Source organism: Paenibacillus sp. FSL L8-0333, assembly GCF_037965665.1.
Lineage (GTDB): Bacteria > Bacillota > Bacilli > Paenibacillales > Paenibacillaceae > Paenibacillus_AQ > Paenibacillus_AQ odorifer.
Genome location: NZ_CP150186.1, coordinates 4,919,696 through 4,943,008, shown reverse-complemented (window position 1 = coordinate 4,943,008; position 23,313 = coordinate 4,919,696). Strand labels below are relative to the sequence as shown.

General features: G+C 45.7%; 24 protein-coding genes and 1 riboswitch. Of the genes, 19 read left to right on the top strand and 5 right to left on the bottom strand.

Going from position 1 to position 23,313, the window contains the following annotated elements; all coding sequences use genetic code 11:
- The first annotated feature begins 195 nt into the window (after positions 1-195).
- Genes NYE72_RS22195 through NYE72_RS22185 form a run of 3 tightly spaced genes read left to right on the top strand, consistent with a single transcriptional unit; the run spans position 196 to position 2,008 of the window.
- A complete protein-coding gene (locus NYE72_RS22195) occupies positions 196-861 on the top strand; it encodes a ribonuclease H family protein (RefSeq protein ID WP_036683011.1) in 666 nt (221 codons plus the stop codon).
- A gap of 43 nt (positions 862-904) precedes the next feature.
- Positions 905-1,573: a uracil-DNA glycosylase gene (ung, locus tag NYE72_RS22190; RefSeq protein ID WP_339210401.1), complete on the top strand. Its 669-nt coding sequence runs from the start codon at positions 905-907 to the stop codon at positions 1,571-1,573.
- A 30-nt stretch (positions 1,574-1,603) separates the two neighbouring features.
- Entirely contained in the window at positions 1,604-2,008 is a 405-nt protein-coding gene (locus tag NYE72_RS22185) for a hypothetical protein (protein ID WP_036683006.1), read from the top strand.
- A gap of 110 nt (positions 2,009-2,118) precedes the next feature.
- Here the strand turns inward: NYE72_RS22185 and NYE72_RS22180 are convergent, their stop codons facing one another.
- On the bottom strand, positions 2,119-3,228 hold the full coding sequence (locus tag NYE72_RS22180; RefSeq protein ID WP_036683003.1) for an AI-2E family transporter: 1,110 nt from the start codon (positions 3,226-3,228) through the stop codon (positions 2,119-2,121).
- Positions 3,229-3,419: 191 nt separating this feature from the next.
- Positions 3,420-3,692 (bottom strand): hypothetical protein, encoded by a 273-nt coding sequence (locus NYE72_RS22175; protein ID WP_036683002.1) that lies wholly within the window; start codon positions 3,690-3,692, stop codon positions 3,420-3,422.
- 251 nt (positions 3,693-3,943) lie between these two features.
- Here NYE72_RS22175 and NYE72_RS22170 point away from each other — a divergent pair, with 251 nt between their 5' ends.
- The 5 genes from NYE72_RS22170 to NYE72_RS22150 all read left to right on the top strand — a co-directional run bounded on the left by NYE72_RS22170 (position 3,944) and on the right by NYE72_RS22150 (position 9,368).
- Positions 3,944-4,708, top strand: a complete 765-nt coding sequence (locus NYE72_RS22170; protein ID WP_305953507.1) for a DeoR/GlpR family DNA-binding transcription regulator — start codon at positions 3,944-3,946, stop codon at positions 4,706-4,708.
- A 117-nt stretch (positions 4,709-4,825) separates the two neighbouring features.
- Complete coding sequence (gene pfkB, locus NYE72_RS22165; protein ID WP_036683000.1) at positions 4,826-5,737, top strand: 1-phosphofructokinase; 912 nt, start codon at positions 4,826-4,828, stop codon at positions 5,735-5,737.
- Positions 5,738-5,775: 38 nt separating this feature from the next.
- Positions 5,776-7,704 (top strand): fructose-specific PTS transporter subunit EIIC, encoded by a 1,929-nt coding sequence (locus tag NYE72_RS22160; protein WP_036682998.1) that lies wholly within the window; start codon positions 5,776-5,778, stop codon positions 7,702-7,704.
- Between the two features lie 176 nt (positions 7,705-7,880).
- Positions 7,881-8,381: a Crp/Fnr family transcriptional regulator gene (locus NYE72_RS22155; RefSeq protein WP_036682996.1), complete on the top strand. Its 501-nt coding sequence runs from the start codon at positions 7,881-7,883 to the stop codon at positions 8,379-8,381.
- 315 nt (positions 8,382-8,696) lie between these two features.
- The gene (locus NYE72_RS22150; RefSeq protein ID WP_036682994.1) at positions 8,697-9,368 is read left to right on the top strand and encodes a YitT family protein; all 672 of its coding nucleotides are present in this window, start codon (positions 8,697-8,699) and stop codon (positions 9,366-9,368) included.
- 253 nt (positions 9,369-9,621) lie between these two features.
- Here the strand turns inward: NYE72_RS22150 and NYE72_RS22145 are convergent, their stop codons facing one another.
- The gene (locus NYE72_RS22145; protein WP_036682991.1) at positions 9,622-10,518 is read right to left on the bottom strand and encodes a rhodanese-related sulfurtransferase; all 897 of its coding nucleotides are present in this window, start codon (positions 10,516-10,518) and stop codon (positions 9,622-9,624) included.
- Between the two features lie 302 nt (positions 10,519-10,820).
- Here NYE72_RS22145 and NYE72_RS22140 point away from each other — a divergent pair, with 302 nt between their 5' ends.
- The 3 genes from NYE72_RS22140 to NYE72_RS22130 all read left to right on the top strand — a co-directional run bounded on the left by NYE72_RS22140 (position 10,821) and on the right by NYE72_RS22130 (position 12,474).
- Positions 10,821-11,615 carry a TIGR00266 family protein gene (locus NYE72_RS22140; RefSeq protein ID WP_038572584.1) on the top strand — a complete coding sequence of 265 codons (795 nt, stop codon included), beginning with the start codon at positions 10,821-10,823 and terminating at the stop codon, positions 11,613-11,615.
- A 70-nt stretch (positions 11,616-11,685) separates the two neighbouring features.
- Positions 11,686-11,889 carry a hypothetical protein gene (locus tag NYE72_RS22135; RefSeq protein WP_339210399.1) on the top strand — a complete coding sequence of 68 codons (204 nt, stop codon included), beginning with the start codon at positions 11,686-11,688 and terminating at the stop codon, positions 11,887-11,889.
- 336 nt (positions 11,890-12,225) lie between these two features.
- A complete protein-coding gene (locus tag NYE72_RS22130) occupies positions 12,226-12,474 on the top strand; it encodes a hypothetical protein (RefSeq protein ID WP_038572579.1) in 249 nt (82 codons plus the stop codon).
- A 97-nt stretch (positions 12,475-12,571) separates the two neighbouring features.
- Here the strand turns inward: NYE72_RS22130 and NYE72_RS22125 are convergent, their stop codons facing one another.
- Positions 12,572-13,039 carry a hypothetical protein gene (locus NYE72_RS22125; RefSeq protein ID WP_155288162.1) on the bottom strand — a complete coding sequence of 156 codons (468 nt, stop codon included), beginning with the start codon at positions 13,037-13,039 and terminating at the stop codon, positions 12,572-12,574.
- Positions 12,985-13,626: a hypothetical protein gene (locus tag NYE72_RS22120; RefSeq protein WP_339210397.1), complete on the bottom strand. Its 642-nt coding sequence runs from the start codon at positions 13,624-13,626 to the stop codon at positions 12,985-12,987. The genes NYE72_RS22125 and NYE72_RS22120 overlap by 55 nt, the downstream gene beginning before the upstream one ends.
- Before the next feature lie 238 nt (positions 13,627-13,864).
- Here NYE72_RS22120 and NYE72_RS22115 point away from each other — a divergent pair, with 238 nt between their 5' ends.
- From NYE72_RS22115 to metE, 8 genes are all read left to right on the top strand, one after another.
- On the top strand, positions 13,865-14,311 hold the full coding sequence (locus tag NYE72_RS22115; protein ID WP_038574703.1) for an NlpC/P60 family protein: 447 nt from the start codon (positions 13,865-13,867) through the stop codon (positions 14,309-14,311).
- A 162-nt stretch (positions 14,312-14,473) separates the two neighbouring features.
- Positions 14,474-15,175, top strand: coding sequence for a response regulator transcription factor (locus tag NYE72_RS22110; protein ID WP_036682984.1), 702 nt, complete (start codon positions 14,474-14,476; stop codon positions 15,173-15,175).
- Positions 15,172-16,179: a sensor histidine kinase gene (locus tag NYE72_RS22105; protein WP_036682982.1), complete on the top strand. Its 1,008-nt coding sequence runs from the start codon at positions 15,172-15,174 to the stop codon at positions 16,177-16,179. The genes NYE72_RS22110 and NYE72_RS22105 overlap by 4 nt, the downstream gene beginning before the upstream one ends.
- A gap of 85 nt (positions 16,180-16,264) precedes the next feature.
- Positions 16,265-17,035 (top strand): ABC transporter ATP-binding protein, encoded by a 771-nt coding sequence (locus tag NYE72_RS22100; RefSeq protein WP_036682980.1) that lies wholly within the window; start codon positions 16,265-16,267, stop codon positions 17,033-17,035.
- A complete protein-coding gene (locus NYE72_RS22095; protein ID WP_038572572.1) occupies positions 17,010-18,959 on the top strand; it encodes an FtsX-like permease family protein in 1,950 nt (649 codons plus the stop codon). Before NYE72_RS22100 ends, NYE72_RS22095 begins: the two co-directional genes overlap by 26 nt.
- Positions 18,960-18,977: 18 nt before the next feature.
- Positions 18,978-19,601, top strand: a complete 624-nt coding sequence (locus NYE72_RS22090) for a DedA family protein (protein WP_038572570.1) — start codon at positions 18,978-18,980, stop codon at positions 19,599-19,601.
- A gap of 50 nt (positions 19,602-19,651) precedes the next feature.
- Complete coding sequence (locus NYE72_RS22085; RefSeq protein ID WP_036682972.1) at positions 19,652-20,512, top strand: undecaprenyl-diphosphate phosphatase; 861 nt, start codon at positions 19,652-19,654, stop codon at positions 20,510-20,512.
- Between the two features lie 99 nt (positions 20,513-20,611).
- Positions 20,612-20,818, top strand: a riboswitch (cobalamin riboswitch).
- 154 nt (positions 20,819-20,972) lie between these two features.
- Entirely contained in the window at positions 20,973-23,276 is a 2,304-nt protein-coding gene (metE, locus tag NYE72_RS22080) for a 5-methyltetrahydropteroyltriglutamate--homocysteine S-methyltransferase (RefSeq protein ID WP_076104363.1), read from the top strand.
- The last annotated feature ends 37 nt before the right edge of the window (positions 23,277-23,313 follow it).

Sequence of the window (23,313 nt, the reverse complement as noted above, 5' to 3'; positions counted from 1 at the left end):
CTAAGTAATTGTACTGATATCCTTCGAGCTTACTATAGAGTGATTAGTTAGTAATTTACCAATCAATCTACAAATGGTAATATAGGCCTGGACATCTCTGGCGTATAGTATGACCTGAAAAATGTGATTTATCCGATGAATTCACGAGCAATATGGATTACAATAAGTACAGGCAGTAGAAAAGGAGCATTATCCATGGCCAAGCAGAAATATTATGTAGTCTGGGAAGGTAAACAACCGGGAGTCTATAGCACTTGGGCAGAATGCCAGGCACAGACAGATCATTATACCGGTGCAAAATATAAATCCTATGAATCCAAAGCAGCAGCTGATGCGGCATATAAAGCGGGCTGGAAGGGGAATTGGGGAACAGGGGCAGCTGGTGCAGCTGGTGCAGCAAAGTCTAAGGGGACAAGTTCTTTTAAACGCAGTGCTACAGTAGAGAACTCTGAGGAGATTGATTACAACAGTATTTCAGTAGATGTGGGGACTCGTGGTAATCCGGGGCCTGTTGAATATAAGGGTGTAGATACACAAACGGGAGATATCATTTTCTCCTGTGGTCCGATCAAAAAGGGCACTAATAATTTAGGTGAATTTTTAGCGATTGTCCATGCCTTGGCGTTGTTGAAGAAAGAGGGAAGCGATAAAACGGTTTACAGTGATTCTGTAAATGCAATGAAGTGGGTGAAGCAGAAGAAGGTGGCAACAACCTTGCCGCGCGATTCTTCAACAGAGGAAATTTGGGTGCTTATTGATCGGGCAGAGCGTTGGTTGCAAACCAATACATATGACAATAAGGTGCTCAAGTGGCACACAAAAGAGTGGGGCGAGATCAAAGCGGATTATGGTCGGAAATAAAAAACTATATCGCTATGGTTTCGGTTAAAGGAGGAGTTTGGGGATGTTTGGCAACGATTGGGATGAGGTATTGCAGGATGAAATGCAAAAGCCTTATTTTTTAAAATTAATGGATGTACTAACAGAAGAATATAAGGAACATACCGTTTATCCGCCAAAAGAATTATTGTTCACAGCATTAAAACTAACGCCTTATAAGGAGACTCGTGTAGTTATTTTAGGTCAAGATCCTTATCATGGTCCCGGACAAGCTCACGGACTAAGCTTCTCTGTCAATCCGGGGGTACGTATCCCTCCGTCACTGCGCAATATTTATGCAGAGCTGAAGGAGGACGTCGGTGTGCCTGTTCCGAACCACGGCTCTTTATTGCACTTAGCAGAGCAGGGAGTGTTGTTGCTGAACACCGTACTGACGGTACGTGAGGGTGAGGCGGGTTCACATAAAGGTCTGGGCTGGGAGACATTCACAGACACCATAATGCAAAAGCTGAATGAAAGAACTACGCCCATGGTATTTATATTATGGGGGAGTCATGCGCAGAAAAAAGGTGCTTTCATCGACCAAAGCCGGCATAAGGTGCTGCAATCACCTCATCCAAGCCCTCTCTCGTCGCATCGTGGATTCTTTGGCAGTCGTCCGTTCTCGAAGGCCAGTCAATTTCTAGAGTCGCAGGGTATGGAAGGAATAGATTGGTTCATTCCGGACTTATAATTTATGGAGTGATGCGAAGGGGAGGTAGCTATGAAGCATTGGGTAGGTAAACCCGTTATAATGTACTGCGGAGAGAAACCTTATACCATTATGAAGGGAATCCTGCGCAAATGGGACCTTTCCGCATCGGTGGCGGTCATTGGCCATCAGGAAATTGCTGTGCCGTTTCGGGATATTGTTGTTATTAAGGCTCTGGCTCCAAAAGAAAGAGCTCTGCCTCCAGTTCTCCATTCCGTGGGTTATGTGATGAGGGATCGGCAGCAATTTGACAATGCAGTGTATTTTAAATCGGCGGTCAGCGTCTGGAAAGAGGATCAGCTTATTGCCTTTAATACGATTATTACCTCACATACGAAAGGTTCAGTTACACTTCAGAACGGCCAAAACCTGATGAAGGGCAATCACATCTTTGTAGTTCGTTCTTTACGAGGGTGATTTCAGGAACCTGTAAAGAATAAAAAAGGGTACGACTCCGAGTGATTGGAGACGTACCCTTTTTTATTTTATAGTTAAGCTCCGCCCGTTCACGAAGTAGATCACAACCGTTATAGCTCCTCTTTTTTGATAGGCTCAGCTTCATCTTTACGGTCTGCAATAATAATCTCATACACGCGCAGGAAAACAATTTTTATAATCATATAAACAGGGAGCGCAATAAGAACTCCGATAATACCGTAGAAGTCTCCACCTATAAGGACAAGGATGACCGTAGTCAGTGGATGAACATCCAATGATTTTCCGTAAATAATCGGTGAGAGTACATTATCCTGGATCTGCTGGGCAATGAAAATTATGACTAGAGACCATATGGCCATCGTCGGTGATTCAATGAAACCTACTATTATTACCGGAATCGCTGCTAAGAATGAACCCACATATGGAATGAAGTTAAGAGGCACTGAAATTACGGCGAGTAACAGGGAGTAAGGCAGTCCGATGATAAGGAATCCTATATATAACATAATACCGAGTACGACATTTAGCACCACACGTGTGACGATGAAGCTGCTTAAGGCGCTGTCGATATCTCCAAGCATCTCTTGGCCTTCCTTCCGATATTTTCTCGGAATTAAGCCTTGAAGTTTAGGCGATAGCTTATAGTCATCTTTTAGCATGTAGTACAGAATGATGGGCAAAGTGGCGATTAACACTACAATGCTGGAAACAACGCCAATCAAATTGGACATGGAATTGGTAACCCAGGTAATAGTATCGCTAAGAAATTCTGATAAACGGGCCGCGACGTCAGAATCCCCTTTGAAAAAACGTGACAGTGTCGGATTCTCCCTCAATGCATTGAACTGATCCTGCAAACCTTGCACGAGGTAGGGAGTGTTATCAATAAAGTTCTGAATTTGTTCTTGCAGTGTCGGCCAGACTAGAATCCAGAAGAGAACGAACAAGCCCGCAATCAGAAAATAAATGAGCAGGATGGAGAACGCCCGGTTTAATTTTCTTTTCTCTAGGATTCTTACTAACGGACGCAGCAGGTAGTACATAAACCCTGATAACATCATGGGAACAAGTAATAATTTGAAAATGGCACCTAGTGGCGCGAAGAGAAACATTACTTTGGAGCCTAAGTACAAAATCAGTAAAAAGGCGATAATAGCAAGGCTTGTCCGAAAATACTTCTGTTGTGGCAATAAAAACATCCCCCAAAATTCAAATTTATATCTATGTAGTTTAATAACCCTAATTTACAAGTATTGATTCAAAAGCGGGTAATTCCTTATAGGTAGTTCTTGGCATACCCATATAGAGGTTCTAGTTACAAAGGTTACGCCAAGTAAAAAGATCGCAATATAACAAGGGTATATCACTACTTCGCTGCTTTTTTCGTGGATTATCTTGATTTTCGTTTATGAGATTTTCTAGTGGATAAAGTGAAGATTTCAGGAACTACCTCCTCGCCTCCAGTTTCTTTGGTAACTTGTCTTGCTTTAACAAGAGATAAAAAGGAAAAAATCTCACCTAATGCTACAAGTCCAGCTGCGATGATCTCATAATCCTCAGCGCTAAGTTCTGCGGATTCCACTGGATTAGTGTTATTGGTGGTCCCATTCTTATTAGCATTGCTGTTACCGTTATTTCTCCCACGGTTTCTTCCATTGGCCATTTCTGATCACCCGCTTTTCCCGGTATGTATTATTAATATGTTATAAATGCCGTATATGAGATAGGCAATTGGGATGTAATTTTGCACTGTCTCTTTTTAGCACTTTACATAGGATGAAAACGCTGTTAAAATCATAAACGAGCACAAACGATCAATAACGGTCACATATAATCAATTAACGGTCAAGAAAATTCATAGATGAGCGCAAGGAATTGTACAGGTCGCGCTCTCACATAAAGGAGCGAGCCACGATGATGTTTGAGGAAGAGAGAAAACAAAAAATCGTGCTTTTTGTGGAAAAAAACTCAAGAGCTTCTGTACAGGAGCTAAGTCAGGAAATGGGCGTATCCGAGTCTACTGTGCGCCGTGATCTGAAGGAGCTGGAAGAAGCCAAGCTATTAAAGCGTACTCATGGCGGAGCAGTTTCCTTGCAGAGTGTCAATTTTGAGGCGGCTTATCCTGATAAGGAAGATCATTTATTGGATGAGAAGCAACGGATTGCCCGCAAAGCAGTGGAGATGATTCAGGAGGGTGACGCTATACTGCTTGATGCAGGAACAACAACACTGCAGATTGCCAGAGAGCTGAAGAACTTTTCGAATATCAAAGTCATTACGAACTCGATTATGGCGCTGAATGAGCTGCGGGATTGCCGCAATATCGAAGTCTCAATTACAGGTGGTATGCTTCGCCCGGATACGATGGCTTTTGTTGGACCGATGACAGAACGTTCCTTAGATATGGTGAGAGTGGATAAAACTTTTCTTGCTACTAATGGACTGGATTTGCGGGAAGGCATCACAACCCCGAACATGTTAGAGGCAGCTACAAAACGCAAAATGATCGCAGTCGCCAAGCAAGTTATTCTACTGGCAGATCACAGTAAGCTGGGGCAGGTATCCTTTAGCAAGGTTGCTGATGTGACGGAAATGGATCATTGCATTATAGATTCAGGAGCGTCTGACAAATTCATCCGTGAGATCACGCAATTGGGTGTGGATTTCACGCTGGTATAAATTCTATATAGGATAAGCAATTATGAATTACCGTGTGATCGTTTGGAGAAATTACAGATGCCGTATTTTTGATCGGTAATCTATGGCTTAGAAAACCAACATAATTGAGGGATAATCATGATCTATACTGTAACGCTTAATCCTTCCATTGATTATATCGTGGAAGTGGAAGATTTGAGACTGGGTGACTTGAACCGGATGAAACGTGATTTGAAGCTTCCCGGAGGGAAGGGGATTAACGTATCCCGAGTGCTTAAACAGCTTGGGGTTCAGAATAAGGCTATGGGATTCCTTGGCGGCTTCACCGGCCGATATATTGAGGATTGGTTACACGAAGAATCAATTTCAAGCGATTTCGTGTTTGTTTCTGATGATACGCGGATTAACATCAAGCTCAAGCATGGAGAAGAAACGGAGATTAACGGTGTTGGACCCGCCATTCTTGTTCCGGAAGCCGACGCACTATTGCAAAAGCTGGCTGCTCTGAACGCGGAGGATGTAGTGATTTTGTCGGGAAGCGTTCCCCCATCACTGGGTGCAGATTTCTATGACAAGCTTATATCTGTGTGCAAACAGAGTGGAGCGGAATTCGTCATTGACACTACTGGTGCTGCACTTCAAAAAGCGCTGGCGTATCAGCCATTGCTGGTTAAACCGAACCATCATGAGCTTGCAGAGCTATTCGGCGTAACAATAGACACGAGGGAAGAGATTATTACTTATGGACGCAAGCTGCTGGATTCAGGAGCGAAACATGTACTGGTTTCCATGGCGGGTGAAGGGGCTTTGTTCATTACGGAGCAAGGGGTATACCACGCCAACGCACCAAAAGGTAAAGTGAAAAATTCTGTAGGTGCAGGGGATTCCATGATCGCTGGTTTTGTAGGGACACTGTCTTTGACAGGAGACTTGTTGGAGGCGTTCCGTGCAGGCGTTGCCTCGGGCAGTGCAACCGCATTCTCTGATGATTTAGCGGACAGAGAATTCATTGAACAGCTGAGACCGCTGATCCAAATCTCAGAAGTGTAAGCCGACAGCATTCAAAGTACTTAAGGGAGTTGAACATGATGAAAATAACGGATTTAATGATAAAAGAAACTATGATCATGGATCTAAAAGCTACAACTAAGGAAGCTGCAATTGATGAATTGATTGCAAGTCTTGCTGCTAGTGGCCGAATTAATGATCCGATCCTTTTTAAAGAGATGATTCTGAAGCGCGAAGAGCAATCCAGTACTGGGATTGGTGGCGGTATCGCGATGCCGCACGCTAAGACTAAAGCGGTAAATGAAGCGACGGTTGTATTTGCTAAGAGCGCAAAGGGAGTGGAGTTTGAATCCCTTGATGATGAGCCAGCACGTATCTTCTTTATGATTGCCGCTCCAGAAGGAGCAGGCAATGTGCATCTTCGTACACTGGCCTCATTGTCCAGACTACTGATCGATAGCGAGTTCATTGAACAGCTTATGAATACTCAGACTCCGGATGAGGTATCAGCTTTGTTTGATGCCAAGCAGGCGGAAGGCGAAGCTAAGGAGAAAGAGAACGAAGCTGCTGAAACTGCCGCAAAGTCAGAGCCTGAACGTGTAATCGTGGGCAACCCGGATTCCCAAGCTTTTGTCGTAGCTGTAACTGCTTGTCCTACAGGCATTGCGCACACTTTTATGGCTGAAGATGCCCTTAAGAAAAAAGCTCTAGAAATGGGAGTTAATATCCGTGTAGAGACGAATGGTTCAGAAGGGGCCAAAAACGTACTCACCCCTGATGAGATTCGGCGTGCAAGCGGTGTAATTGTTGCAGCTGATAAAAAGGTGGAAATGGCCCGTTTTGACGGTAAACCTGTACTGCAAAGACCGGTAAGTGATGGCATCCGTAAGTCGGAAGAGCTTATTCGTAAAGCTATGAATGGGGAAGCGCCGATCTATCACAATGAAGGTCGCGGTGGCAATGACGAAGGGTCTAAAGAGAAATCTGGCAGTATCGGCAGTAAAATATATAAGGACTTAATGAATGGGATCTCCCACATGCTTCCGTTTGTAGTCGGTGGCGGTATTCTGCTAGCAATCTCCTTCCTGATTGAACAAGTAGGTGGAGCAGATCATCCGCTGTTCCAGTTACTGCAGACAATCGGTGGCGGAGATGGTGCCTTCCATTTCCTAATTCCAGTCCTTGCTGGATTTATAGCGCTTAGCATTGGTGATCGTCCGGCTCTGATGCCAGGTATGGTTGGGGGCTACATGGCCTTGAATTCCAACGCTGGGTTCCTCGGCGGGCTGGCTGCTGGTTTCTTGGCGGGTTATGTAATTATCGGACTACGTAAAGTATTTGCAGGTCTGCCTAAAACACTTGACGGACTGAAGCCGATCCTGTTATACCCGGTATTCGGGCTTCTAATTACCGGTGGATTGATGTATTACCTGTTCGATCCGGTCTTTAGCTGGATCAATGTAGGACTGATTGATTGGCTTAATGATCTTGGAACTGTTAATGCTGTTATTCTGGGCCTGGTTCTCGGTGGCATGATGGCCATAGATATGGGTGGACCTTTCAATAAAGCTGCTTATACTTTTGCCATCGGTGTATTCACTACCAGTGGCAATACCAACGGCTTCATGATGGCTGCTGTAATGGCCGGGGGGATGGTGCCTCCACTTGCAATAGCACTGGCTTCTACTTTCTTTAAGAATAAATTCACGGAAGAAGAACGTAAATCAGGCTTAACGAACTATGTGCTGGGCTTGTCGTTCATTACGGAAGGGGCCATTCCATTCGCCGCAGCCGACCCACTTCGTGTCCTAACCTCTTGTATTCTTGGTTCGGCCGTTGCTGGAGGTCTTACACAACTTTGGAATATCAACGTGCCTGCTCCGCATGGCGGGATCTTTGTAGCTGCCCTTTCAAGCCACGCGCTGTTGTTCCTGTTGGCTGTTCTGATCGGTTCGGTCATCTCCGGATTGATGCTCGGATTATGGAAGAAACCGCTTGAAGCAAAGTAACTTTATAAGTAAATTGAACTGCTGGGTGCCAGAATTTTCATTCTGGTGTCCAGCAGTTTTTGCATGGACTTTAATCTACCCCTTTCCTCGCCCATAGGTAGATTTATCTCCATAAATGAGGTTTAATTTTATATAATTGAAAATATATATAATCAGAAGGAAAAGGAGCGAGCGAGATGATATTACATAAGGGGGAAGTCTTGTTCCGCCAAGGAGACAGCTGTGATTTTTTATTTAAGGTAAAAAGCGGGCTGTTCAAGGTCACAAGACTTCATGAGAATGGGAACATGGTGTTATTTAACATCCTGTATCCTGGTGAGATGGTTCCCCATCATTCACTCATTTCGCCAAAGGAGGCGCATGGAACGGCAGTTGCGATGATGAAGAGCGAGGTGGAGGCAGTTCCATCAGCAGAATGGTATCAACAGCTGCGGGATGATCCTGGTCAAGCGATGGAAATCGCCAGACTGCTTCAGGAGAAGGTACGGTTTATGCAGACACGGCTGGATCATCTTACTGTAGGTACACCTGCAGAACGTATGGAATTGCTAACCCGCTGGTTTAATGACTATTCTCATGGCGCAGCGCTAACAGAGTTATTGACCCAGGAAGAAATAGGGCAATTGATCGGTGTAAGACGTGAAACAATCAACCGTTTGCTGCGGAGTACAGAGTGATTCCTGCTTTTTTCTGGCAAACTGTTTAGAGTAGGGTGGCTCCGTGGTATAATGTAAACAGAACTTATCAAATTAGAGAAAGGATCAGGATACCATGTGTCCCCGAAGGACGATTCCCCAAAGGACGATTTGGAAACGTTATGATCTGTCTTATACTTAGCTTCCCTGTAGAAGGTGCGTAAACCGTTGTTACTTGACGAACCGCCTCTGCGAGGGGAAGGAGTATATATATGCGAAGGAGCGATACCTCCGGTTTTACCCGTCGTAGAGGTTGGTGGGACGTCTAGCCGCCATATACGATAAGGGGAGACCTGTATGAGGAACCACAATTACGGAGTGAATGTACTGCTCCGATTGACAGTCATTTTGTTTGGAACATTTTTGCTTGCATTTACTTATTATCACATCAATTTTCAGAATCATTTGTCAGAGGGCGGATTCGTAGGATTATCGCTGCTTGGCAAATATGTATTAGGAATTTCACCTTCGATTTCAACTCTGCTTCTAGACGTTCCAGTACTCTTGATAGCATGGATGTTCAAAGGGAAAGCGTTCGTGTGCAACACTTTTGTTTCTGTAGGAGCTTTTACAATCTTCTATGGTCTCATGGAACGTTATTCCGGTTTGGTCATCAACTTGCAGGACAATTTGGCATTAGCAGCTCTTTTGTCCGGCGTACTGACAGGTTTAGGAGCGGGAATTATCCTGCGGAGTGGCGGGGCTAGCGGTGGAGACGATATTTTGTCGCTGCTGGTTAGTGAATGGAAGGGAATCAAAGTAGGTACGGTATTCATCATGATGGATGTAATCGTTCTGGCACTATCACTCTTTTATATGCCTGTTAAAGAAACGATGTATACAGTGATGGCAGTAGTCGTAGCCGGCTATGTGATCACCTTTACAACCTCTTTAGGCAAACCAAAGCTAGTGAAGTCGCCAAAGATTCAATCTACTTTGCGTAAACCTCATGATGGTACGGTAATGTGAATAAGGCTGTATAAACAGCTTATTTCGGGGATATACTACATTTAAGGTCAGCCAGAATTTCTGGTTGACTTTTTTTTGTTGGATATGACGTATTTTAAAGGGTGCAGTCCTAGGGGCGTTGTTCGGACGTTTCGCTCATAACAAAAGATGGCGTACAGTGAAAATCCTGCACGCCACCTTTTAGTTAACTTAAGACTCACTTGTGCTCGTCTTTGAATCGTGTAGAGACATTTGCGACCAGCTTGTCTTTTATTTAGCCCACGGTATTCGTGATAGCTTCGCATTCGTCCGAACAATGACCACTGTGCTGTGTTTCACAGTCCTCACAGCAAATATGCTGAAGATGACAAGCATCATTGGCGCAATTGATAAATTGGTCAGCTGGCTGACCGCAGTGATGGCAACGTCCGACAACGATATCCTCGTCGGTATGATTAATCTGTACGGAGATCCGCTCATCGAAGACATAACATTTTCCATCAAACAGTTGGCCCTGTACCTCAGGGTCTTTACCATAAGTCACAATGCCGCCATCCAACTGGTACACCTGCTCAAAGCCTTCCTTCATCATAAACCCGCTTAATTTCTCGCAGCGGATCCCGCCTGTACAGTAGGTCAGGATTGGTTTATCCTTAAGGTCGCTCATATTCTCGCGAATCCAGTCCGGGAATTCTTTGAAGCTGTCTACTTCGGGGCGGATGGAGCCGCGGAAATGACCAAGATCGAATTCGTAGCCGGTACGACCATCCAGAATCACCACATCGTCGCGCTGCATCATTTCGTAGAAATCTTTAGGTGCCAGATGCTCTCCGGTAATCACGTTAGGGTCCAGTTCATCCTCGACCCGGAACGTCACGAGTTCCTTTTTATAACGAACGAAGATCTTTTTGAAGGCATGAGCATCAGCCTCATCGATCTTGAAGACGATATCGCTAAACAGAGGGTTTGCGCGCAAATCCTTCATGTATTGCTCGGTTTGGGCAACCGTACCTGATAGTGTTCCGTTAATGCCTTCATCAGAAATGAGAATTCGTCCCTTTACATCAAGCTCTTTGCAGTAAGCCAAATGCTCCTGGGCGAATAGTTCTGCATCCGGCACTTTTACAAATTTATAGTATAGCAGAATTGCATATTCCGATTGTGGATTCATTCATTTCACCTTTATCATTAGAATTAGACTACTAAATAAATATTTAAGTATAAAAAGTATTGTAACATATTATCAAGTATTGACAAGAGATGTGGTACAGTAACCTGAAGAAAGCTGGTATAAATATCATTTTTCAGGGATACCAGGATTAAGGTCAGCCAGAACCTCTGGTTGATTTTTTCTGCAGGATATAGGCGGTTTTCATGGATAGTTATGATTAGCGAAACCGTGAATCGCAACGCACGTATATATTTTCATTCATAAGTCACATGATGACTTTAATTATAAGGAGGAACTGCGGGATGAGTGCTCATGAGATTGATTATGCCATTATGGGTGAGGAAATACAGTGTGTAGAGGTGCAGCTTGACCCAGGAGAGAGTGTAATTGCCGAAGCCGGGAGCTTCATGATGATGGATCAGGAAATAACAATGGAGACGATATTTGGTGACGGCAGCGGAGGCTCGCGTGGAAGTGGCTTGATGGGGAAGCTGATGGGCGCGGGCAAACGTCTGTTGACAGGTGAAAGCTTGTTTATGACTGTCTTCACACACAGTGGTTCTTATGGGCGTAAAAGTGTTACCTTTGCTGCTCCGTACCCAGGCAAAATCATCCCGCTCGACTTGCAGCAATACGGTGGAAAAATCATCTGTCAAAAGGATTCGTTCCTTTGCGCGGCAAAGGGCGTTTCAATCGGTATTGAATTTCAGCGTAAGCTGGGTACCGGCTTTTTTGGTGGGGAAGGTTTTATTATGCAAAAGCTGGAGGGTGACGGACTTTCATTTGTACACTCTGGCGGTTATGTTATGGAACGCACACTTCAACCGGGAGAGACGCTTAAGCTGGACACTGGCTGTCTAGTCGCTATGACGTCTTCGGTGGATTACAATATTGAGTTTGTAAAAGGGGTCAAAACCGCGCTGTTCGGCGGTGAAGGCCTGTTCTTCGCAACGTTGCGCGGACCCGGCAAGGTGTGGGTACAATCGCTGCCATTCAGCCGAATGGCCGATCGCATCCTGTCCGCTGCCGGCAACAGCGGTCGGAAAGAAGAAGGAAGCGTGCTTGGTGGGCTTGGTAATTTGCTGGATGGCAGATAAGTCTGCGTGAGCGAAGCGCATAGCGTGGGAGTAGAGGATATATGGAATGTGGAGTGAGCGTGGAAAGCATATGAAGCAAAGAGCGTACGAAATATGGAGTGAGCGTGGAATTGCTGAGCATATGAGGCAAAGAGCGCGCGAAATGTGGAGTGAGCGTGGAAAGCATATGAAGCAAAGAGCGTACGAAATATGGAGTGAGCGTGGAAATACTGAACATATGAGGCAAAGAGCGCGCGAAATGTGGAGTGAGCGTGGAATTGCTGAACATATGTAGCAAAGAGCGTCCGAAATGTGGAGTGAGCGTGGAAATGCTGAACATATGTAGCAAAGAGCGTACGAAATATGGAGTGAGCGTGGAAATACTGAGCATATGAAGCAAAGAGCGTACGAAATGTGGAGCATACGAGGTTTACAACATTACAAGAGGACGCATCGTTTCAGCGGTGGTGCTATATTGGGATGGTGAAACAAGGGCAGAAATGCCCTTGTTTTGCTGTAAAGGTTTAGTATCGCGCTAAAGAAGGGCGAAAGTACTTTTGATTTGCTCGAATGAGCTAGTGTGACGCGAAAGAAGGGGAAAAGTGCCTTTGATTTGCTCGAATGAGCTAGTGTGACGCGAAAGAAGGGTAAAAGTGCCTTTGATTTACTCGAATTAGCTAGTGGGACGCGAAAGAAGGACAAAAGTACCTTTGATTTACTCGAATTAGCTAGTGTGACGCGAAAGAAGGACAAAAGTACCTTTGATTTGCTTGATACTGCAAATGAACGGTATAAATCCCGTAGAATAGAGCCGATCGAGCGTATACGGTCAGATGAGCGGTATAAATCCCGTAGAATGGAGCCGATGGAGCACATATAGCCAAATGAACGGTATAAATCCCGTAGAATGGAGCCGACGGAGCACCTATAGCCAAATGAACGGTATAAATCCCGTAGAATGGAGCCGACGGAGCACATTAAGCCAAATGAACGGTATAAATCCCGTAGAATGGAGCCGATGGAGCACCTACAGTCAAATGAACGGGATAAATGCCGTAGAATAGAGCCGATCGAGCGTATACGGTCAGATGAGCGGTATAAATCCCGCAGAATAGAGGCGATCGAGCACCTATAGCCAAATGAACGGTATAAATCCCGTAGAATGGAGCCGACGGAGCACATATAGCCAAATGTACGGTATAAGTCCCGTAGAATGGAGCCGACGGAGCACCTATAGCCAAATGAACGGTATAAATCCCGTAGAATGGAGCCGATGGAGCACATATAGCCAGATGTACGGTATAAATCCCGTAGAATGGAGTCGATGGAGCGTATATGGCCAAATGAACGGTATAAATCCCGTAGAATAGAGGCGATCGAGCGTATACGGTCAAATGTACGGTATAAATCCCGTAGAATGGAGCGGATGGAGTAGTTGCGGCCAAAGGAGCGGTATAATCCCATAGAATAGAGCCGATCGAGCGTATACATCTCTATAAGCGCTATATATCCACAGATAAGTTACTTCAACAAGCAATAAGTTACTTATGTTCGATGGGATATCACCGTTCGGCGTTTGCAATATCAACTCTAAATTGTCCTCCACTACCGTTATCGCTGCCACTGCTGCCACTGCTGCCACTGCTGCCACCACCACTGCTGCCACTGCTGCCACCACCACTGCTGCCACTGCTGCCACCACCACTGCTGCCACTGCTGCCACCACCACTGCTGCCACTGCTGCCACCACCACTGCTGCCACTGCTGCCACCACCACTGCTGCCACTGCTGCCACCACCACTGCTGCCACTGCTGCCACCACCACTGCTGCCACCACCACTGCTGCCACCACCACTGCTGCCACTGCTGCCACCACCACTGCTGCCACTGCTGCCACCACCACTGCTGCCACTGCTGCCACCACCACTGCTGCCACTGCTGCCACCACCACTGCTGCCACTGCTGCCACCACCACTGCTGCCACTGCTGCCACCACCACTGCTACCACCACTGCTACCACCACTGCTACCACCACTGCTACCACCACTACTGTATTCTTAAACCAATTTATAGTTTGTTAAAGCCGTAATGGGCTATGCTCATTTACGGTTTTTTATGTTTTTGTAAGTAATGGTTGGCTGAAGTAGATGACCACTCAGGTAGGATTGGGATAGTTTAATTAATAACTATATAATACCAGTTCATGAGTAGCTGGTTCAGGTATGATGTGTTCAACACTAAATCGTACTTTGGAGGAATGTATATTGGTAATGGACGTGGAATTTGGCAAGGAAATTGAGAATGCTATTAGTTGGGCTAAAGAGCGGCTGGGGTCGCAGGAGTATCCGCTGCGTTGTCTTGCTTTTGTTGAAGATGCATATGAAAGAAGCAATGGGATCGAAATGTGGGAAGGCAGCGATGCACGTGAATCCGCTGAGCTGTACGATGCGCACAAGAACACCGGGGCTCCGCCAGCTGGCGCGTTTGTTTTTTATACTTGCTCAGGTTTGGTGGACGGTGAGCTTAAGGATTGGGGGCATGTAGCTTTGGCCCTTGGGAATGGCGAGGCCATTCATGCCTGGGATAAAGTAAGGATAGATCACTACATGGAAATTTGCCATCTGCAAGCTGCTCCAGGCTGGAGCCAACCAGAACTTATCGGCTGGGCACCTGTAGAGCGAGTTCTTGCCGGGATTCAGAAGAAACAATGGGACTAGTTGATATCCGCAAACCTAACTTATCCAAGAACCTAGAAGGTGCCGTAAATAGGTGCTTCATGGGTTCTTTTTTCTTCCTTCTGATTTGACTAACCCTATGCACGGTGTATATATTATTTGGCAGACCCCCTTATATTGTTAAGGCTGGACCGGAGGTATGATATGTTTAAAATATTTATTATAGAAGATGACCGTGGACTTGTGGCTTTGCTGCAGGATTATTTACATAAGTTTGGATATGATACGCAGGCGGTGAGTGATTTTGAGCGGGTCCGCACTCAGTTTGAGGCGTTCGCGCCACATCTGGTGCTCCTTGATGTTAATTTGCCAAAATACGATGGTTATTACTGGTGCCGCCAAATTCGCGGAATTTCAACCTGCCCTATTCTTTTTATATCTGCCCGCGATGGCAAAATGGACCAAGTAATGGCGCTGGAAAATGGAGCCGACGATTATATCACTAAGCCTTTTGATTACGAAATCGCGATGGCCAAAATCAAAAGTCAGCTGCGGCGCGCCTACGGCACCTATGCCGGAGGGAATAATGAACGCACACTGAACGTTGCGGGAATGACGCTGGATGTAGAGCGGCTAATCCTTACCCGAGGCGAAGCTAAAGTGGACTTAAGCCACACGGAAGCCAAAATACTAGATGAGCTGATGCAAAAGTCCGGAGTCATCGTTACCCGGGACAGGCTGCTCGAAAAAATCTGGGATGATCAAGCCTTCGTGGATGAAAATACATTAAATGTATATGTTACACGTGTACGCAAAAAACTTGCTGCTCTCGCTATCACAGATGGACTACAAACCGTGCGCGGTCAAGGCTACCGTTTGATTCCGAATTGGGGGGATGAGGAATGAAGTTGTTTTTACGGGAACAGTTCCCCCTGATCGTGGTTTATCTAGCCCAGCTAGTCCTGATCACATTAGTGTATCGGCTGGATGGAGGCAGCGGTCTGAATGTAAGTTTATATGCCGCGCTGCTCAGCACTTGTCTACTGATTGGCTACCTCGCTTACCGTTATGTCACCAATCGCACGTTCTACGAACGTTTGGAGACTACGCCCTCCTCTCTCGATGAGGCAGGTGGCCCTGCACAGGATTCTCCGCTAGCCGTAAGCTTGCGAGGTTTACTGGGGTCGCAATTCCGCCTCTACAAAAATGATTTGCACAGCTACCGCCACAAATTAGAAGAACATATTCACTTTATTAATCAATGGGTACATGGCATGAAGACGCCGTTGTCTGTCATTCATCTGATCATTCAGGATAAGGATGGCCCTCCTTTTACGGCAATTGGTGATGAACTGGATCGTCTGAAAAAAGGACTGGATACCGTGCTTTATACGGCCCGTCTGGATACTTTTGAACACGATTTCTATGTGGAACGGCTGAATTTGGAGACAATCGTGCGTGGTGTGACCTCTGAGCAGAAGCGGCTTTTTATTCGAAAAAGAGTTTTTCCAGCTATACAAATAGATGAGCAGATTACCGTAACTACGGATGAAAAATGGCTCACTTTTGTCCTTACGCAGCTGATTACGAACGCTGTACGTTATACGACTGAAGAGGGCAAACATGTTTTTTTCCAAGGGATGGTCACGGAAGATAAGCAGACTGTGCTTGAGATCCGGGATGAAGGAGTGGGCATACCAGCAGGAGATCTGCCGCGCGTGTTCGATGCATATTTTACCGGGGTGAATGGACGAACCTTCCAGGAATCTACGGGGATGGGTTTATATCTCGTGAAGCAGATCTGCGGCAAGCTTGGACATGAGGTGAGTATTCGTTCCGAAGAAGGAAGCGGGACCACCGTGCGGATTGTATTTAGGGAGCAGCATATAACAAACCTTACAAATGTGTAAGGGCATTGTAAGTTTCAGAAATAGCAGCCCATGTGTACACTTTGTATAATGAAGGCAATCCAGTCGAAAGAAGGAGAGGTAACACTTGCCCATTCTAGATGTTCATAATTTATCAAAAATATATGAGGGTAAAGTGTCCACTCAGGCGCTGAATCATATCCGCTTTTCTGTAGAAAAGGGGGAGTTCGTTGGCATAATGGGCCCATCAGGGAGTGGGAAAACAACGCTGCTCAACACGATTGCCACCATCGACCAACCGACCTCCGGTCAGATTCTGATCAACGGGCGAGATCCTAATCTGCTTAGCAGAAAAGAAAAGGCACTTTTTCGCCGTCATGAGCTAGGCTTCGTCTTTCAGCATTTTAATCTACTGGATACGCTCACTGTAGAGGAGAACATCGTATTACCTTTAACGCTTGCAGGTGCCCGTGTCCCAGAGATGGAGAGCAGGCTAAAAGAGGTCACTACCTTGCTTGGCATAGAACATTTGCTGAAGAAGCGCACGTATGAGGTCTCAGGCGGACAAATGCAGCGGGCGGCTATCGCCCGGGCGATGATTCATCGTCCAGCGTTAATTTTGGCGGATGAGCCCACAGGCAATCTGGATTCCAAAGCCTCAGGGGAAGTCATGAATATGTTGACAGAGGTGAATAAGGAAGAAGGAGCTACGGTGCTGATGGTCACGCATGATGCAGTGGCTGCGAGCTTTTGCAACCGGGTCATCTTTATTAAAGACGGACGTTTCTATAGTGAAATGTACAAGGGCAGTAATAGAGGCGCTTTCTTCCAAAGTATTATTGATATGTTGTCTCTGCTTGGGGGAACCAGCCATGACCTTTCGGCAATTCGCTTATAGGAATGTAACACGTAATAAACGCAAATATGCCGCTTATTTTGTCGTCAGTGCTTTTTCGGTGATGATCTTTTTCGTGTGCGCTTTGTTTATTTACCATCCGGATATTTCAAAGAGCTTAATTTATAGTACGGCGGCTCATACGATGATGGTGGCAGAGGCAATTATTTATGTCTTTTGTTCTTTGTTCGTGCTCGTATCCGTTGGATCCTTCCTGCAGTCGCGGAAGATGGAGTTCGGAATTTTATTGATGCATGGAATGACGAAGAGACAGCTAAACACCATGGTTTTTCTGGAAAATATGATGATCGGCACCTCTGCCATCCTGACGGGTACCCTTCTCGGGTTACTTCTGGGCAAATTATTCCTGATGATCGGATCCACTTTTTTGGGAATTCCCCTGTTAACCTTTCATCTCCCATGGCAGGCACTTGTGCTTACGATCTGCAGCTTCGTGTTATTGTTTTTTCTGATATCGCTTTGCACCTTTGTTTTTATCGGCAATGAGTCACTGATGCGTCTGTTTCAGGGAGAACGTAAGGCAGAAGAAGAACCCAAAGTATCGTTTATATTGTCATTTATCTCTGCTGTACTGCTGATCAGTGGTTATTATATGGCGGCTACTGCAAAAGCTGCTTCCGTAGAGAAAGTCATGTTTCCGGTCGTTGCGATTACGGTTATCGGGACGTATCTCTTTTATACCCAGCTAAGTATTTGTGTGGTTAAGCTGCTTAAGGACATTCGGCGCTTGTATTGGCATCGTACGAATATCATCACTTTATCGGGCTTGTCCTACCGCTGGAAAGAGAATGGCCGAATGTTTTTTATGGTGACGATTGTATCCGCAGTCTCCTTCACTTCAGTAGGGGTATTTGCATCGATACATACACTTTCCAGAGAGCTGAAATTGGATTATCCTGCAGCAGTGGGTTATGTAGCTAAAGGAAATCAGGCGGATGAACCCTTTGATCAGCATCTGAACGAAATTAAGGAAGAGCTCAAGACGCACGGACTCCCTTATGAAGCGCTTAGTATCCCGATTAAATATGCTGAGGTCGAAGCTCAGACTGGACCCGATCGCACTTTACGCCTTCCCTTGATTGCTTTTAGTGATTATAATCTCGCCCTGCAGCGTGCAGGTTTCACAACGGCTGAGCGTGCTCTGGTGGGCAACGAAGGTCTGGTGATGATTGGTTCACAGCGGGATCGCAGTTTAACAGAAGGCAGAGTAAAAGCGGTCTATTCCTTGCAGCAAGGACTTGCCATTAAAGAAATAGGTTATACCGCGCAAGTCCCCATTGCTGAATATTTATTGCCGGAGCTGGATGGTAGAGATGGCGGGGATTTTAGTGGTGTCGTGATCAGTGATGAGCTCTACAGCGCTATTGATCCCGTGCAGACGGATCTTTATACAGGTTTTTATGTAGAGGATTTTCCACAGACGGTAGGTATCGCAGATGATCTTGCCCATAAAGGCAAACAGTCCTATGAAAGTGATTCTCCGTATGCGATTGTGATCAGCGGCACGCTGTTTGAGCTTCAGAAAACATTGTATAACACAATGCTTTTTGCTTCATTGCTGGTGGGTACTGTCTTTTTTATCGCGGCAGGCAGCTTTCTTTACTTCCGGTTATATACCGATCTTGATCATGATCGCAATCAATATTCCACTTTGTCCAAGATGGGGCTTACGGATAAAGAACTCAATCGAATAGTCACAATTCAGCTCGCTCTATTGTTTTTTGTGCCGGTCGGAATAGCTATTTTACACAGTGTGTTTGCCTTTATTGCGCTTCAACGGTTGTTCTACTTATCTATCGCAACGGAGACAGGCGCGGTGTTACTCGGATATTTGGCTGTTCAAGGACTATACTTCTTTTTTATTCGCAGCCGCTATTTACGCAACCTGAAGAAGAACTTGATATGAGAAATGGGGGTAACAAGAATGCAAGCATGGATTACAGACTTTATGGAGCAGTTTGGTTACTTCGGTATTTTTCTGATGCTGGCCTTTGAAAATATATTTCCACCAATTCCTTCAGAAGTGATCCTGCCCTTTGGAGGGTTTATGACCACTACGACGAGCTTAACTATACCTGGTGTAATCATTGCTGCCACGGCTGGATCACTACTGGGTGCAGTAATTCTCTATTATATTGGCCGATTATTGGATGTGAGCCGGTTAGAGAAACTGGTTGAACGCTGGGGGGGCCTAATTCGCGTCACTAAAAAAGATATCCACAAGGCTGACGCCTGGTTTGATAAATATGGCTATTGGACTGTATTGTTTTGTCGGATGGTTCCGCTGGTCCGCAGTCTGATTTCGATTCCGGCGGGAATGTCAGGTATGAAATTTGGAGTATTTATGATCTTCACAACGATTGGCACATTGGGATGGAATTTGCTGCTTGTGCTTATTGGCGCAGCTTTGGGCGAATCCTGGGAGGACATTGCCATGTACATGGATGTCTACTCCAATGTGGTCTATGTACTAATTGCTGGCGGATTAGTTATTCTTGGGTTTCTGTACTTCCGCAAACGCAGCCGGAGAATGAACATTGAGGGCTAAGCGGGTGGAGGACTGATAATAGAAATGACTATTAAAAAGGAGGGAAACACATGGAGCTATTAACGATTATTAAAGCCATTATTTTGGGGCTTGTTGAAGGTTTAACCGAATTTGCTCCAGTATCCTCCACGGGTCATATGATTATTGTTGATGATATGTGGCTGAAATCACAGGAGTTATTTGGACAATATACGGCAAATACCTTCAAAATAGTTATTCAACTGGGTTCTATATTAGCGGTTGTTGTGATTTTTAGAAATCGATTCATTGATCTGTTGGGCTTAAGGCGTTTCAGCCGTAAGCAGTTGGACCCTGTAACAGAGAAGCTACCGCAGTTAGAGCAGGGCGGGCACCTCAAGCTGACACAGGTTCTGGTAGGGTTAGTGCCTGCAGGTGTGTTAGGTGTTCTGTTTAATGATTATATTGATGAGCATTTATTCTCTACCTCAACGGTGTTAATTGGTCTAGTGATCGGGGCTATATTAATGATTATTGCGGATCTGTTTGGGCCGAAGAAGATCAGAACTGAGAGTGTAGATCAGATTACATACAAACAGGCACTTGGTGTAGGTCTTGTACAGTGTTTTTCGTTATGGCCTGGATTTTCACGCTCGGGCTCGACGATTTCTGGTGGCGTAATCCTCGGGATGAGCCATCGTGCCGCTGCTGATTTTACGTTTATTATGGCAGTACCCATCATGGCAGGTGCCAGTCTGTTGTCACTGATGAAGAACTGGCAATATTTCACCATGGACGCGCTGCCGTTTTTTATTGCAGGCTTTATTAGTGCCTTCCTATTTGCGCTGTTATCGATGCGTTTCTTCTTAAAACTGATCAATCGTATCAAGCTCTTACCGTTTGCTATATACCGTATAATTCTTGCTGCTGTAGTATATTTCGTATTTTTCTAAGTCCGTTATAAGGAATCGATATAACAGAAGCCCCAGTAATCTATTGCAGATTGCTGGGGCTTTCACGTATGATGACATCAGATTAAGACACTCAAATGATGAATGATATCGGAGACAGGTGCTGACCGGAAAATAGTAATTCGGTAGGCTTAATAGGGAAATTCGGTTCGAAGCCGATGCGGTCCCGCCACTGTAACGGAAGAATCTCGAGCAACAGAGGTCACTGGCAATTTACTACTGCTGGGAAGACTGCTCAAGATGTTGACGCCGCTAGCCAGGAGACCTGCCTGTTTCAACAGCACTGCTTCACCTACGGAAGATAGGGAGGTGTTAGACGTTAACCATGGGTATATCATGGGCGTCTTTCCCTTTGACTTTTTTAGGGAAGGGCGCTCTTTTTTATAGGAAAGCAAGTAGTTTTGGAGTTTGAAATAAGAGATTGAAGAGGGAGTGTATCGAAATGACGAATAAGGTAAAAGTAAGCAATCTTGGATATCCGAGAATCGGAAAGAACCGCGAATGGAAAAAGGCACTGGAGGCATTCTGGCAGGGGAAAATAAATGAGGAGCAATTCCGCTCCGAAATGGCAGCAATCCAGCTGCAGCATTTGAAGACCCAGCAAGAAGCAGGAATTGAGCTTATTCCGGTAAATGATTTTACATTTTATGATCATGTGTTGGATGCGGCTGTTATGTTTGGAATCGTACCTCCACGGTATGCGTATGATGGCGGCGACATCGGGCTTGATCTTTATTTTGCAATGGCCCGTGGTAATGCTGAGGCTACTGCCTGCGAGATGACCAAATGGTTCAATACGAACTATCACTATATCGTTCCAGAGATCGGCACACAAACACCACGCCTGACTGAAAACAAACCTCTAGCGGCTTATCGTTTTGCTAAATCGCAGGCAGGGATTGAAGGTAAACCGGTACTTTTAGGTCTGTATACCTTCCTTAAGCTGTCCAAAGGTTACGCAGCGGCAGATATCGCCAAGATTGCTGCACGTTTTGTTCCAGTCTATGTTCAACTGCTACAGGAACTGAAGCAAGAAGGGGTAAGCTGGGTACAAATCGATGAGCCAGCGATTGTTACAGGCATAAGTAAAGAAGAATTAACACTGCTTAACTCGATATACACAGACATTGCCGGCTCCGTGCCGGGCTTGAATATTATTTTACAGACGTATTTTGAAGCTGCTGAGCCGCTGGAGGCACTGCTAGAGCTGCCTGTTCAAGGCTTGGGTCTTGACTTTGTGCACGATGGTGGAACGAATCTGGCTTCCATCGAACGTCTTGGCTGGCCGAAGGACAAATGGCTGGGTGCCGGAATTATTGATGGACGGAACATTTGGCGTTCCGATTTAGACGCTAAGCTGCAACTGGTAGAAAAGCTCAGCGTTCATGTACCGCTTGATCGTCTTATTCTTCAGCCTTCTTGCAGCCTGCTGCATGTCCCAGTCACCGTTCAAGGTGAAGTGAAGCTGAAGGCGACAGTTAAGAATGCGTTAGCCTTTGCCGATGAGAAGCTTAAAGAGCTTAGTCTGCTCGGAGCAGCCGTCGCAGATAAAGGAGAAGCTTCTCAAGCAGCGCTGGCCGCTAGTCGTGAAGCTATTGCAGCGTTCCGCGCACTACCTGAGCGTGGCCGTAAGGATGTGGCGGAGCAAGTGCTTGCACTTGCAGCTCTACCAGACCAACGCAGTCTGCCTTTTGCTGAGCGCTTAAAGGTGCAGCAAGAGAAATGGCAGCTTCCACTTCTGCCAACCACTACAATTGGTAGCTTTCCGCAGACAGTCGAAGTGCGCCAGGCGAGATTGAAATGGCGTAAAGGGGTCTGGAATCAGGAGCGTTATGATGGATTTGTTCGTGAGCAGATCGCGGATGCAATTACCTTCCAAGAAAAGCTAGGTCTGGATGTTCTGGTCCACGGCGAGTTCGAGCGTACAGATATGGTGGAGTTTTTCGGAGAAAAGCTGGATGGATACTTGTTTACTAGTAATGGCTGGGTTCAATCCTACGGTTCCCGTTGCGTTAAGCCGCCGGTGATCTACGCGGATATTGCATTTATACAGCCTATGACTGTTAAAGAAAGCGTCTATGCACAATCGTTGACGAAGCTTCCGGTTAAAGGAATGTTGACGGGCCCTGTTACTATCCTCAATTGGTCATTTGTACGTGATGATCTCAGCCGGGAAGAGGTAGCCAATCAAATTGCTCTTGCCCTTCGCCATGAGGTAAAAGCGTTGGAAGATGCAGGCATCGAAATGATTCAAGTGGATGAGCCGGCTATTCGTGAAGGACTTCCGCTAAAGGCAGAAGACCGTGAGCATTACCTGAACTGGGCAGTGAAGTCGTTCCGTGTTGCCACGAACCATGTGAAGGCTACGACACAAATTCATACGCATATGTGCTATAGCGAATTTAATGACATGATCGATTCAATATCGGCTATGGATGCTGATGTAATCTCCATTGAGACTTCACGTAGCCATGGTGAGCTGATTATCAGCTTTGAGGAGCAGGCCTATGATAAAGGAATCGGTCTTGGAGTGTACGACATCCATAGCCCGCGGGTTCCAGCTGTCGAAGAAATGACTGCGAATATCGATCGTGCGCTGCGGGTGCTTGACCCTGAACAGTTCTGGATTAATCCGGATTGCGGTCTGAAAACGCGGGGCTGGCAGGAGACAGAGGATGCACTACGTAACATGGTAAGAGCTGCTGCTATTGCGAGGGAAAAGACAGGGGTTATTGCTTCTAAATAGACTTAAATAAATTAGAGCCAGGGTAATTTACCCTGGC